Origin of the sequence: Paeniglutamicibacter gangotriensis Lz1y (assembly GCF_000348945.1) — a bacterium.
GTDB classification, from domain to species: Bacteria; Actinomycetota; Actinomycetes; order Actinomycetales; family Micrococcaceae; genus Paeniglutamicibacter; species Paeniglutamicibacter gangotriensis.
Genome location: NZ_AOCK01000007.1, coordinates 61,266 through 73,640, shown reverse-complemented (window position 1 = coordinate 73,640; position 12,375 = coordinate 61,266). Strand labels below are relative to the sequence as shown.

At 60.4% G+C, this 12,375-nt stretch carries 10 protein-coding genes; 7 read left to right on the top strand and 3 right to left on the bottom strand.

From position 1 onward, the window contains the following. The first annotated feature begins 276 nt into the window (after positions 1–276). From ADIAG_RS12330 to ADIAG_RS12315, 4 genes are all read left to right on the top strand, one after another. A complete protein-coding gene (locus ADIAG_RS12330; RefSeq protein WP_007271711.1) occupies positions 277–1,212 on the top strand; it encodes a proteasome assembly chaperone family protein in 936 nt (311 codons plus the stop codon). Then, complete coding sequence (locus ADIAG_RS12325; protein ID WP_007271710.1) at positions 1,213–2,532, top strand: MFS transporter; 1,320 nt, start codon at positions 1,213–1,215, stop codon at positions 2,530–2,532. It begins immediately after the preceding gene. 149 nt (positions 2,533–2,681) lie between these two features. Next, positions 2,682–3,839: a DUF4192 domain-containing protein gene (locus ADIAG_RS12320; protein ID WP_007271709.1), complete on the top strand. Its 1,158-nt coding sequence runs from the start codon at positions 2,682–2,684 to the stop codon at positions 3,837–3,839. 273 nt (positions 3,840–4,112) lie between these two features. Further along, on the top strand, positions 4,113–5,348 hold the full coding sequence (locus tag ADIAG_RS12315; RefSeq protein ID WP_007271708.1) for an RNA polymerase sigma factor: 1,236 nt from the start codon (positions 4,113–4,115) through the stop codon (positions 5,346–5,348). A 190-nt stretch (positions 5,349–5,538) separates the two neighbouring features. Here the strand turns inward: ADIAG_RS12315 and ADIAG_RS12310 are convergent, their stop codons facing one another. Next, complete coding sequence (locus tag ADIAG_RS12310) at positions 5,539–5,763, bottom strand: DUF7455 domain-containing protein (protein WP_007271707.1); 225 nt, start codon at positions 5,761–5,763, stop codon at positions 5,539–5,541. Positions 5,764–5,961: 198 nt separating this feature from the next. On the opposite strand from ADIAG_RS12310, the gene ADIAG_RS12305 reads away from it, so the two are divergent. Then, the gene (locus tag ADIAG_RS12305) at positions 5,962–8,067 is read left to right on the top strand and encodes a DNA gyrase/topoisomerase IV subunit B (protein ID WP_007271706.1); all 2,106 of its coding nucleotides are present in this window, start codon (positions 5,962–5,964) and stop codon (positions 8,065–8,067) included. Positions 8,068–8,163: 96 nt separating this feature from the next. Here the strand turns inward: ADIAG_RS12305 and ADIAG_RS12300 are convergent, their stop codons facing one another. Together ADIAG_RS12300 and ADIAG_RS12295 are read right to left on the bottom strand one after the other, a co-directional pair. Further along, a complete protein-coding gene (locus ADIAG_RS12300) occupies positions 8,164–9,126 on the bottom strand; it encodes a M56 family metallopeptidase (RefSeq protein ID WP_007271705.1) in 963 nt (320 codons plus the stop codon). A gap of 24 nt (positions 9,127–9,150) precedes the next feature. Next, entirely contained in the window at positions 9,151–9,525 is a 375-nt protein-coding gene (locus tag ADIAG_RS12295; RefSeq protein WP_043474824.1) for a BlaI/MecI/CopY family transcriptional regulator, read from the bottom strand. 202 nt (positions 9,526–9,727) lie between these two features. Here ADIAG_RS12295 and ADIAG_RS12290 point away from each other — a divergent pair, with 202 nt between their 5' ends. Then, a complete protein-coding gene (locus tag ADIAG_RS12290) occupies positions 9,728–11,308 on the top strand; it encodes a cytochrome ubiquinol oxidase subunit I (RefSeq protein WP_007271703.1) in 1,581 nt (526 codons plus the stop codon). Positions 11,309–11,338: 30 nt separating this feature from the next. After that, on the top strand, positions 11,339–12,361 hold the full coding sequence (cydB, locus tag ADIAG_RS12285) for a cytochrome d ubiquinol oxidase subunit II (protein WP_007271702.1): 1,023 nt from the start codon (positions 11,339–11,341) through the stop codon (positions 12,359–12,361). Positions 12,362–12,375: the final 14 nt, after the last annotated feature.

The window sequence follows — 12,375 nt, the reverse complement described above, 5'->3', positions numbered from 1 at the left end:
TCGAGCCCTCATCCGGCCTAGAATGTAGGTCAGTGCCATGGGAAGAAAATCCCCTCCAGCGCGGTTGACCATCGGTAGTAGGCAACCGAACGAATCAATATTGGGTTCACTTCCCGCACTCCTTTTGCTTGGCATGCAGCCCCAGAATCCGATACGCAGCGAAAATCTGCGCCGGTAACAGGAGCGTCGTGGCGCCAGCCGGAACACGTTTCCGCTGGCTGGCGAAGGGTGTGACCGTGTGGAACCCCAGGAGACAACACGAAAGGAGCAGCGGCAATGATTGATCCCCAATCCCTGATCAGGTTCGAAAACTTCGACATCGACGCCATCGAACTACAGGGCCTTGACCTGCTCATTGGCCTTCGTGGCCACGCCGATGCCGGCCACGCGCTTGCTCAGGTGCGCACCGAACTTCTTGACTCGCTGAACCCGCGGCTGATTGCATCTTTCGATGCCGACCAGCTGGTCAACTATCGCGAGCGTCGCCCCCAGATTTCCTTTTTGGGCGACCACTTTGCCGCCTATCAAGGCCCGAGCATCGAGCTCTACCTTCTCACCGATGGGCTGGACCGCGACTTCCTCTTCCTCAGTGGACCCGAGCCGGATTTGGCGTGGGACAGGTTCACCCGATCGGTCATTGCTCTGATCAACGCGTTCAACGTGCAATTGACAGTGTCCTTTGACGCGGTGCCGATGCCTGTTCCGCATACCCGTCCGCTGGGCATCACCGCCCACGGAAACCGCAAGGACCTGATCGAGGGGATTTCCACGTGGTCCCCGACGGCCGAAATTCCGGCAAGTCTGACCGCCTTGCTCGAGGTCCGATTGATCGAATCCGGTCGGGACGCGGTGGGATACTCCATCCACGTGCCGCACTACCTCTCCGAGGCCGAATACCCTCAGGTTGCTGTGGGCATCCTTGAACACATCGGTGCGGCCATGGAATTGGGTTTGCCCACTGACAGGCTGCGCGAGGCAGGGCGTGACATCGAATCCCAGATCGCCGAACAGGTTGCCGCGACCCCGGACGTGGCACGCATGGTGGAAAACTTCGAAAAACGCTTCGACAAGCACGTTCCGGAAATCGAACGGCGATCCTTGCTGGTCACCGTCGATGCGGAACTTCCCGATGGCGATGAAATCGCCCTAGCCGCTGAGGAATTCCTCTCCGGTTTCCCCGATTCAGGTGGCACGGCTGCCAAGGAAAAGTAAGTGACAAAGGTCGATCATCTCGACAGTGCCAAATCCTGGCTGGTGTGGATCGCCAGTGTCTGCGCCTACCTCATTGCTGTAACGCAGCGCACGAGTTTCGGTGTGGCAGGGCTCGAGGCAACCGACCGCTTTAGTGCGTCGGCCTCGATCCTGGCCACATTCTCGGTGGTGCAGCTGGTGGTCTATGCAGGACTGCAGATTCCGGTGGGAATCTTGGTGGACCGATGGGGTCCGAGGGCAATGATCACCGGGGGAGCGGCTCTGATGGTGATCGGCCAGTTATTGCTGGCCATGGCAGACTCTGTTGGTTCGGGTCTGGTTGGAAGGTTCTTCGTCGGGGCGGGTGACGCGATGACTTTTGTCTCGGTGATGCGTCTGCTGCCGAATTGGTTCTCCGGACACCGGATTCCGATGCTCACCCAAGCCACCGGCATGGTGGGCCAACTCGGGCAGTTGTTGTCGCTGATTCCCTTCGTGGCCCTGCTTCACCTGTGGAGCTGGACCCCCGCGTTCCTTTCCTTGGCCGCATTTTCGGTTCTGGGGCTCGTCCTTGCACTGGTCCTCGTTCGCAACGGCCCACGAGTAGCGGAGGTACCAGCCGTCCCTACGAGGGCCCGTACCCTGCTGTCCGTCGCCTGGAAGGAACCGGGCACTAGGCTCGGATTCTGGACGCACTTCACCACGCAATTCACGGCCAATGTCTTCTTGCTGACCTGGGGCTATCCCTTTTTGGTCTCCGGCCAAGGCATCAGCCCGGCCACGGCATCGGGGCTATTGTCGATCTTCGTCGTGGTGGCGTTGGTGGCTGCCCCCATCTTGGGTGCCGCGGTCGCGCGTCATCCTCACCGGCGCTCGGCGATAGCCTTCAACGTCATTGGGATGATCGCGCTGATGTGGCTGGTGGTGATCTTGTGGCCCGGTCCGGCCCCCATGTGGCTGCTAATCATACTGATCGTTTGCATTGCGACCGGCGGACCCGCCTCGATGATTGCTTTCGACTTCGTGCGCACCTTCAACCCTTCCCATGTCATCGGTACGGGCACCGGAATTGTCAATGTCGGCGGGTTCCTGGCCGCGTTGGTGACTGTCTACGTGGTCGGGTGGCTGTTGGATCTCCAACAGCGGGCAGCGGGGCCGGGCGCCGAGCTCTACACTCTTGACTCATTCAGGTGGGCTCTCTCCTTTCAATTCATCGTCATCGCCGGCGGAGTGATCGGGATGGTTGTCACCCGAAACAAGGCGCGCCGGGCCATGGCGCTGCGCGGGGAATACCCGCCGCAGGCCGAGCGGCGCAATGCTCGGGACATCCAAGAACGCTAGATTGCCCTGCTTGGCGCGGAGGAGATGACTCCGTTTGCGGCGCACTGTTCCGCACAGCTCGAAGCATCTCGAACCCTCTGGGGACCCGCATCCACAGATCTCATGCGGCAACTGCCGCCGGCACCGTGGCGCGGAGCAAAGTGGGGTGCATGACTACAACACCTTCAGCTTCCGGTTTTTCCCTGGTCAGCCCCGAAGAGGTACTGGCCTATATTCCCCACGCACTGGGGTTCTACCCGCGCAACGCCGTGGTCCTGCTGATCATGCAAGGCCAGGGTCTGGCGGCGACCCTGCGCGTGGATCTGCCACGGCCAGAGAACGGAACCGATCAGGCGACGCGATGGGTTGCGCAACTGGTGCACCTGGTTCACAAGGTCCCCGCACCCACCGCGGTTTTCGCGGCGATCTACACCGGCACCACCCCTACACAGGGCCACGGTTCCCTGCCGAAGCACGAGTTGGTCGACCGGCTAGCCCCTGCCTTAGTACGTTCGGGCGTTCACGTCCGCGATGCCTGGTACGTGGGGGATAAGAGGTGGCACAGCTACTTCTGCGCGAGCGATGATTGCTGCCCGGCCGAAGGGTTTGACCTGCCGGACCTAGCGCTGACCGAGACCCATCTGCGGATGGTAATCGCCGGATCGGCACCCGAAGCGGAGATTTGGGACGGCAGCGGCGTTTGTGCATGGTCCAACAAAGCCGCCATCAGGGAAAACACCGAGATCCTGTGCAAAGAATATGCAGGGCGGTTGCCGCGAGAATCCTTGATGAGGGACTGGGCTGAGCTCTTAGCAGCGGATCCGGCGGTTGCTGAACACAAGATGCGCTCCGAAGAAGTCTTCTGCGCCTCGTTGTTGGTCTCATTGCAAGATCGGATGCTGCGCGACATCCTTCCCTATCTGGCTGGCCGCGGTGCGGTCCGGGCAGCCGGCGCGCTCCAAGAAGTGAACCGGCCCTCGGATTTCGGGACCGCAGCCAGCGATTTCTCGGGATTCTTGCTGGGGACATCGAACTGCACCCCGGACTGGGACCGTCTTGACCACTTGTGGTATCTCTGTCGGGACCTGCTCGGGGTCGCGGAAGGTCAAGAAGAGTCCGCGCTGTTGTGTCTCTTGGGATGGATCAACTGGGCCAAGGGCAAGGGAAGCTCGGCGTTGCGGCTCTTTACCTCCGTGTTGGAGAAAGATCCGGAGTACCGCCTCGCCCAGCTCATGGTGAAGCTGTTGGAAACAGGTGAAATGCCCTCGTGGGTGGCAGATCCGCAACGTGCCTGGCGTCTTCGCTTGGAGGGGCGGCTCAGCGCCTGAGCATGTAGGCGTGTGTCGTAGCGACTCGATGAATCTCCATGCGGTCGAAACGTGAGAGACTATTAAGCAACAGACCCGGTTGGGTTCGTGATCCATGGCTACCAAGCCAGCACTGCCGAGACACTCGGTGGGAACAAATGGCGGGATAAAGGCGTTCAATTTACTGGACCCGGATTCCCGACTCGCCTCTAGCAGGCGGGACGCGGACTTGACAGGGTCATAGTGGTGTTACCGGTAGGTGGCATCGCGGACGAACCGTGAGAAAGGTATTTCGTGTCTTCTGAGACGACCACCAATGGCAAGGCAGCAGACACTGCCGCCGAACCGCAGGCTGCTGCAACTACGGCTAAGGCCGCTGCAAAGCCAGCTGTCGAAAAGGCTGCCACCGCGAAGAAGCCTGCTGCCAAGCGGGCTCCTGCAAAGTCCCGTGCCAAGGCCAAGGCCGAGGATGACGTCGAGAGCGAGGACGTCGAGACGGACGAAGACGCCGAGGAAAAGCAGAAGACCCCGGCCATCGATCCAAACTCCAAGGGCTTCATCCTTGCCGCCGACGAAGACGATGCCCCGCAGCAGCAGGTCATGGTTGCTGGCGCCACCGCGGACCCGGTTAAGGACTACCTGAAGCAGATCGGCAAGGTTGCCTTGCTGAATGCCGAGCAAGAAGTCGACTTGGCACTGCGCATTGAAGCCGGGCTTTTCGCCAATGAGAAGCTTACGGCCGATACCGGCAGCAAGAAGATGGACAAGCGTCTGCGCTGGGACTACGAGCAGATCGTCCATGACGGCAAGATCGCCAAGAACCACCTGCTCGAGGCTAACCTCCGACTCGTCGTGTCGTTGGCCAAGCGCTACACCGGACGCGGCATGCTCTTCCTTGACCTGATTCAGGAAGGCAACCTCGGCCTGATCCGTGCCGTCGAGAAGTTCGACTACACCAAGGGCTTCAAATTCTCCACCTACGCAACTTGGTGGATCCGCCAGGCGATTACTCGCGCCATGGCTGATCAGGCCCGCACCATCCGTATCCCGGTGCACATGGTCGAGGTCATCAACAAGCTCGCCCGCGTGCAGCGTCAGATGCTTCAGGATCTGGGTCGCGAACCCACTCCCGAAGAGCTGGCCAAGGAACTAGATATGACCCCCGAAAAGGTCGTTGAAGTCCAGAAGTATGGTCGCGAACCGATTTCGTTGCACACACCGTTGGGTGAAGACGGCGACTCTGAGTTCGGTGACCTCATTGAGGACTCCGAAGCCGTTGTCCCGGCCGATGCCGTGTCCTTCACCTTGCTGCAGGAACAACTGCACTCGGTCCTCGATACGCTCTCGGAGCGCGAAGCCGGCGTTGTGGCCATGCGCTTCGGCCTGACCGATGGTCAGCCGAAGACGCTGGATGAAATCGGTAAGGTCTACGGTGTGACCCGCGAGCGGATCCGTCAGATCGAATCGAAGACCATGTCGAAGCTGCGTCATCCCTCGCGTTCACAGGTGCTGCGCGACTACCTTGATTAAGAAGTATCGGGTCGCTTGACCCGAGCCTGGCTGCCGGTGTGGTGTCTCCTTCACGGGGGACACCGCACCGGCAGCTTTTGTTTCTGGCCTTCGCCCTTCGGCGGTGCGCTGTCGTCAACCTAGGTTAACGACAGCGGGGCCCCGGCATGATGCCGGAGCCCCGCTATACGGACTGAACGTCGCAGACTTTTTAGTCTTGGTCGTCGTAAACGGGCTTCTCGTAGAGACGCGCCGTTTCGTCTTGCCACTCAATGGTCATGGGGCGGAGCTTGGCTTCCACAGCACGTCCGTGGTGTCCGCAGAAGAAAAGTTCACCACCAGAAGTCTCCAGAACCGCGCGCACGAAAGCCTGCGCACCGCAGCGGTCGCAACGATCGAGTGCGTTGAGCTCTCGGGTTACCGTCGTCGTTGTCATGATGACCTCCTTCATTCGATGTGTACTCAATACAACCAGCAATCGCAGGATTTCCGTCTCGATATTCTTCCCTTTCGCTCACCGCGTAGCCCCACGACGGGTGAGCTGCCGCTCAATGGATGCAGATTCAGCGAAATGACGGGGCCAGAGACTATTGTGGATAGCGTCGTTCCGACGATTTGAGGAGTTTTAACAACCTTGGCCAAAAACGCTGACTATAACGCCCGACACCTATCCGTCTTGGAAGGTCTCGAGGCGGTACGCAAACGCCCGGGCATGTACATCGGTTCCACCGACTCGCGTGGACTCATGCACTGCCTGTGGGAGATCATCGACAACTCCGTTGACGAGGCCCTGGCTGGCTATGGTCAGTCCATCAGGGTTGTTCTTCACCCCGATGGGTCGGTCGAGATCAATGATGACGGCCGTGGCATCCCCGTGGATATTGAACCCAAGACCGGGCTCTCCGGCGTTGAGGTGGTCTTCACCAAATTGCACGCCGGCGGCAAATTCGGTGGAGGTTCATACACCGCATCCGGTGGCCTGCACGGGGTGGGCGCCTCGGTGGTTAACGCCTTGTCCTCGAGGCTCGACGTCGCGGTTGACCGCGGGGGGAAGACCTACGGGATGCAATTCCGCCGTGGTGAGCCGGGCCGTTTCACCGACTCGGGAAAACCCAAGCCGGACGTCCCGTTCGAACCTTTCTCCACGGCGTCGGTGCTGGATGTCGTTGGCAAGGCTAAGCGCGGCGTCACCGGCACACGCGTTCGTTACTGGGCCGATCGCCAGATCTTCACCCCTGACGCAAAATTCTCCTACACCGAGTTGCAAGCTCGTGCCCGCCAAACCTCGTTCCTAGTCCCGGGGTTGAAAATCACCCTGCGCGACGAACGTGGTCTGCCTGACACCCTGGGCGCGGACGGTCCCTACGAAGAAGTCTTCCACCACGACGGAGGAATTTCCGAGTTCGTCGAGTACCTGTCCAACGATCCCGCGGTGACCGACATCTGGCGATTTCACGGTTCGGGCACCTTCAAGGAGTCGGTCCCGGTACTGGACGAGTCGGGGCATAGCCGCATCACCGAAGTTGAGCGGACCTGTGAGGTCGACATCGCTCTGCGCTGGGGCATTGGCTACGAGACTTCCTTGCGTTCGTTCGTGAACATCATTGCCACGCCCAAAGGCGGTACGCACCAAACCGGATTCGAACAGGCGCTGCTCAAGACCTTCCGCAAGGTTATTGAGGCCAATGCCCGCAAGCTCAAGGCCGGAAACGACAAGATCGAACGCGACGATGTGAGCGCCGGGTTGACCGCAGTGCTCACGGTCAGGTTGGCTGAACCGCAGTTCGAGGGGCAGACCAAGGAGATCCTTGGTACCTCCGCGGTGCGCCAGATCGTTGCAAAGGTCGTGGAAAAGGATTTGACCGCGAAGCTGAATTCCTCGGCCAAGGGGGAGAAGACTCAAGCGGCGATGCTGCTTGAGAAGGTCGTCAGCGAGATGAAATCCCGTATTTCCGCGCGAGTCCACAAGGAGACTCAACGCCGGAAGAACGCGCTTGAAACCTCATCGCTTCCCACCAAGTTGGCCGATTGCCGCAGTACAGAGACTGAAAAGACCGAGCTGTTCATTGTCGAGGGTGACAGCGCCTTGGGCACGGCCCGGTTGGCGCGTTCCTCGGATTTCCAAGCACTGCTGCCGATCCGTGGCAAGATCCTGAACGTGCAGAAGGCCTCGGTGGCAGATATGCTCTCGAACGCCGAATGTGCGGCACTGATCCAGGTCGTGGGCGCAGGCTCGGGCCGAAGCTTCGATATTGATGCGGCGCGGTACGGCAAGATCGTCTTGATGACCGATGCCGATGTTGACGGCGCCCATATCCGCACGCTGCTGCTGACATTGTTCTTCCGCTATATGCGTCCCATGGTTGAAGCGGGACGGGTCTATGCCGCGGTGCCGCCACTGCACCGCGTGGAAGTGATCAATCACGGTTCCAAGGACAATGAGATGGTCTACACCTACTCGGAGACCGAACTGCATGAGGTGCTGGCTGGGCTGGAAAAGGCTGGGAAGCGCTACAAGGAGCCGATCCAGCGTTACAAGGGGCTGGGAGAGATGGATGCTGACCAGCTGGCGGAAACCACGATGGACCCGCGCCACCGTACTTTGCGACGGGTAGGACTAGAGCATGCCGAATCGGCCGAACGCGTCTTTGACCTATTGATGGGATCCGATGTGGCTCCCCGCAAGGAATTCATTATTTCGGGCGCCGAGTACCTGGAACGCGACAGGATCGACGTCTAACGCAACAAAGGCAACAACCAAAGGTCGGCGGGCACTCCCTCAGGGGTGTCCGCCGTTCTTTGCGCTTGGTGAAGGGTCTCTGAGGTGTACCTAGTCTCAGGCAAAGAGCCCCGGGGCGATCAACATCGTGGTCGGCAACGCCAAAAGTAGCACGGCGGCCGAAATGATCATGGCCCGCAACGCCGTCGACAGCGGTGGCTGGGGGGTGAGCAGTCGGCGCAGGCGGTACGAAGACAGTTCCTCGGTCGGGGCACCTCCCGTGGCAGTGGAGGGGAGAGCTGCGGGATTGCTCATGTCCGATTCCCCCAAGGCCCCGGTGGCCACCGTGAGCAGTGCTCGCAACAGGACCTGGGGAGTGACTTCGCGCAGGGCTGCATCGTCGGCAAGCATTTCGACAAGTTCCTGGACTGCTGCCATCGAATGCTTTGAGGTCGGCAGCCAGGGAAGTGCATCGTTCCAAGACGTGAAGGCCAGCAGCAGTAGGTCGTGGCGTTGCTCCAGATGAGCTTTTTCGTGTGCGAGCACTGCCCGTAGTTCTTCCGGGCTCAGGCGTTGAACCAGCCCACGGGAGAGCACCGTGATTGAGCCGCTGAAACTGGGAAGGCAGTATGCGATGGGGGTCTCGTGGTCAAGTACGAGCGTGCCGGGATTCGAGGTGGATTCTTCGGTGAGCAGCCTGAGGATGTTCCGATGTCGGGATCTCTGGCGGGTGATTCGCCAGGCTGCCCTGATCAACGTCAGTATCAAGTGGAATCCGAGGAGGGTCGCTGTACTCAAGGCGAAGATATGGACGATGCCGGGGGAATTCGCGGCGGGGTTTCCCGAGATGAGACGGATGCCGCCATCAAGTGCATCAAGCAACGTGCCGCCCAGCGGCTCAAGACCCCAGAAAAGCATCGCACCGATCATCGACAGCCCGCCAGCAAGTGCGATGGACTGCCAGACGACCATCGCTGCGAAGGGGGATCGGGCCGTCCACCGGGCGCGCGAAAGCGCCACGGGTATCGGCCAAGCCAACAGTATGGCGAGCCCCGCCAGAAGATAGGACGTCAGTAGCACGTTGGTTGCTCGTGCCGATCGTCGCTAGGCGTTACGTGGTGTATCGAGGAGCTGGCGCAATGCCTGTGCTTCTTCGGCGGAGATTCCGCCAATGAAGCGAGCCAGAACGGCTTCGCGATCCATCACGGTGCCTAGTGCTTCGTTCATGAGGGAGACTGTGTGTTCCTCGCGGCTGGTCACCGAAGAGTAGCGGTGCGGTCGGATATCGCGTTCGCGGGCAACCAGACCCTTTTTCTCCAGTCGAGCGAGAACTGTCAACACGGTGGTTACGGCAAGCTCCCTGCCATCGACTCCACCCGGTGCCGCAAGCAGGTCGCGGAGTTCATTGGCCGTGAGCGGGGAATCGGCATCCCAAAGGAAGTCCATTACTGCACGTTCAAGGTCGCCAAGAGTGGCCAATCTATTTCCTTACAAAGTGTTCCAAGGCCCGTGCAGCTAACGCAGGGGCCAACGAGGTACGCCGTAGACGCCCCTCGCTAATAGCAGTTTACCGTGTTTCGCAGAAATGTTCTACAGTGGGTAGAAATGAATTCTACGGAGCGTAGAATTCGTTTCGGGCGGACGACCAACGCTCGTGGACTCCTGCCTCGAAGGGTTTCTCATGGATGTACTTGAAATTGCCAGGTGGCAATTTGGCATCACCACCGTCTATCACTTCCTGATGGTGCCCTTGACCATCGGCCTGGGGGTGACGGTGGCCGTCATGCAAACGGCCTGGCACCGCACCGGCAAGGCCGAGTACCTGCGGATGACCAAATTTTGGGGGAAGCTGTTCCTCATCAACTTCATCATGGGCGTGGCCACCGGGCTGGTCCAGGAATTCCAGTTCGGCATGGCTTGGAGCGAGTACAGCAGGTTTGTCGGCGACGTCTTCGGTGCGCCGTTGGCCATGGAGGCGCTGCTGGCCTTCTTTGTTGAATCGATCTTCCTCGGACTCTGGATCTTCGGCTGGGACCGGCTCCCCAAGCGGATACACCTTGCAACTATTTGGTGCGCATCCCTGGCAACCGTGTTTTCCGCCTATTTCATCCTCGTGGCCAACTCGTGGATGCAGCACCCTGTCGGCACCGAAATGATCGACGGCCGCGCCGTGATGACCGATGCCTGGGCCGTATTTACCAACAGCACCGCGATGGTCACCTTCCCCCACACCATCTTCGGGGCCTTTGCCGTTGCCGGAGGGTTCCTCTTGGGAATCTCCTGGTACCACCTCTACAAGCGACGCCACGCAGGAATCGACACCGTGGATGCCACCGGCCGAGTCATCGTGGGGGAATCTGCCACATTGGGCAAAAACCGCGACAAGGTCGATTACAAGGTGTGGATCAAGTCCCTGCGCATCGGCGCCGTCGTGGCCATGATCTCCTTCGCCGGCGTCGCCCTGTCCGGGCACGCACAGGCCCAGCTGATGATTGAGCAGCAGCCGATGAAAATGGCAGCAGCCGAAGCTGCATGCCACGACGGCACAGGTTTCTCCTTGCTGTCCATCGGTGACCTTCGCAGCGGGGGCGCAACGACCTGTGACGACGTGGTGGGAGTGTTCGAAATACCGGGGCTGCTCTCGTTCTTGGCACACGAAAACTTCACCACCGAAGTCAAGGGCGTGAACACCCTGCTGCCCGAATACCAAGAAAAATACGGTACACACCTACCCGATGACCCGATGTATGGAGACCGTGCCGGCAGCGAAATCAACTACCTGCCGGTCATGGAAGTCACCTACTGGGGATTCCGTCTGATGATCACCCTGGGAGGGCTCTCGGCAGTTGCAGCAGCAGTGGCGCTGTGGCTCACCCGCAAGGGAACCGTTCCACTGAACAAATGGATTTCCCGCCTCGCCCTGTTCGGGATGCTGGCACCCTTCGGAGCAAACTCCGCAGGCTGGATCTTCACCGAAATGGGCCGCCAACCTTTTGTGGTGGCTCCCAACCCGAGCTTCGAAGGCATCGACCAGGTGTTCATGTATACCGCCGCGGCGGTCTCCCCGGGGGTGAGCGCCGGAGAGATGCTCTTCTCGCTGATCGCATTGACCTCGATCTACGCCTTCCTGCTGGTCGTTGAGGTCGTCCTGCTCACCCGCTACATCCGCGGCGGCATCGGATCGGCCATGCCCGAGTTCCATGAGCGCCCCGGCGACGGGGATAACGACCAGGACACCGACGCGTTGTCCTTCGCCTACTGACCCGCCGATTCACGAGAAAGGACCAAATCCATGGATTTCCTGCCCACACTGTGGTTCATCCTGATCGCCATCCTCTGGACCGGCTATCTGTTCCTTGAAGGCTTCGACTTGGGCGTCGGCATGCTCATGAAGCTCTTCGCCAAGAACGAGAAGCAGCGGCGCGTGCTGCTGAACACCGTCGGACCGGTCTGGGACGGCAACGAGGTCTGGCTGATCACCGCCGGGGCCGCAACATTTGCCGCGTTCCCGTACTGGTACGCCTCGCTCTTCTCGGCCCTCTACATTCCGCTGACCTTGGTGCTCGTTGCCCTGATCTTCCGTGCCGTCGCCTTCGAATACCGCGGAAAAGCACATACACTCGCGGTGCGAAACGCCTGGGACTGGGCCATCTTCCTTGGCTCCTTCATCGCGGCCTTCGGCGTCGGGGCGATGCTCGCGCTGAGCACCACGGGACTGCCGCTGAATGCCAACGGCGACCGAGTGGGCGGGCCCTTCGCCTGGTTCAACCAATACGCAGTCCTGGGCGGCATCGGTGTGGTGGCCTTCAGCCTGATCCACGCCCTGGCCTTCCTCGGTTTGAAAACCGACGGAGACATCCGGGACCGAGCGGCCAAGCTACTGGCCCGCTGGTTGCCGGTGGCGTTGCTGCCGTTGGCCTGCTGGGCCATTGCGGTGGTGTGGATCAACGCCAGTCTCGCCGCATTGGCACCGTTGCTCCTGGCCGTGGTGGCGATGGTCTTCGCCTGGATACAGGCCCGCGCCCGACGTGAAGGATGGGCATTCATCGGCCTTGGAGTCTTCCTGCTGGCCGGAGTTGCAGCAATCTTCACCGCCGCGTACCCCAACGTTCTGCCGTCGACCATCGATGCGGCCTACAACCTGACCGTATCCAACGCGTCGTCGACGCCGTACACGCTGCGGTTGATGAGCATCGTGGCGGCCTTCGGCCTGCCGGCGGTGCTGGCCTACCAGACCTGGACCTACTGGGTGTTCCGCAAACGCATCACCGAATCCCACATCCCCGCGGCCCACCCCGTCATCCCGATTATCTAAGCGGACAAAGAAAA

Coding starts and splice junctions, on each gene's coding strand:
- cydB (WP_007271702.1), top strand. CDS start 11,339: ATGGATTTCCTGCCCACACTGTGGTTCATCCTGATCGCCATCCTCTGG.
- ADIAG_RS12290 (WP_007271703.1), top strand. CDS start 9,728: ATGGATGTACTTGAAATTGCCAGGTGGCAATTTGGCATCACCACCGTC.
- ADIAG_RS12320 (WP_007271709.1), top strand. CDS start 2,682: ATGACTACAACACCTTCAGCTTCCGGTTTTTCCCTGGTCAGCCCCGAA.
- ADIAG_RS12330 (WP_007271711.1), top strand. CDS start 277: ATGATTGATCCCCAATCCCTGATCAGGTTCGAAAACTTCGACATCGAC.
- ADIAG_RS12310 (WP_007271707.1), bottom strand. CDS start 5,763: ATGACAACGACGACGGTAACCCGAGAGCTCAACGCACTCGATCGTTGC.